Genomic DNA, 230 nt, shown 5'->3' with positions numbered 1-230 from the left:
CGGTCTTCTTGCCCATCTCATTCGCAGCCCGCATCACGCGGATCGCTATCTCGCCGCGGTTGGCGATCAGAATTTTCGAAAAGCGCTGCATGTGTGGCCTCCCTCAGAAAAGTTGGTCGCCCGCCCTTGCAATCGGGGCATGGGCGGGCAGAACAGGGCTTTTAGCCCAGTTTTTCGGTGAGTTCGGGGACGGCCTGGAACAGGTCTGCCACGAGGCCGTAATCGGCAAC

The 230-nt window shown here is 60.0% G+C and carries 1 protein-coding gene and 1 pseudogene; both read right to left on the bottom strand.

Going from position 1 to position 230, the window contains the following annotated elements; genetic code table 11:
- Positions 1 to 91, bottom strand: a 91-nt coding sequence (locus SM765_RS23050; RefSeq protein WP_368981948.1) for a biotin carboxylase N-terminal domain-containing protein, incomplete at its 3' end; no start/stop codon positions are given.
- A gap of 70 nt (positions 92 to 161) precedes the next feature.
- Positions 162 to 230: pseudogene (locus SM765_RS23045) on the bottom strand (electron transfer flavoprotein subunit alpha); the annotation flags it as partial.

Origin of the sequence: Pseudophaeobacter sp. 1A09344, from assembly GCF_041008745.1 — a bacterium.
GTDB classification, from domain to species: Bacteria; Pseudomonadota; Alphaproteobacteria; order Rhodobacterales; family Rhodobacteraceae; genus Phycobacter; species Phycobacter gallaeciensis_A.
Note: the sequence above shows the minus strand (reverse complement) of the source record. Positions and strands in the feature narration are given on the sequence as shown.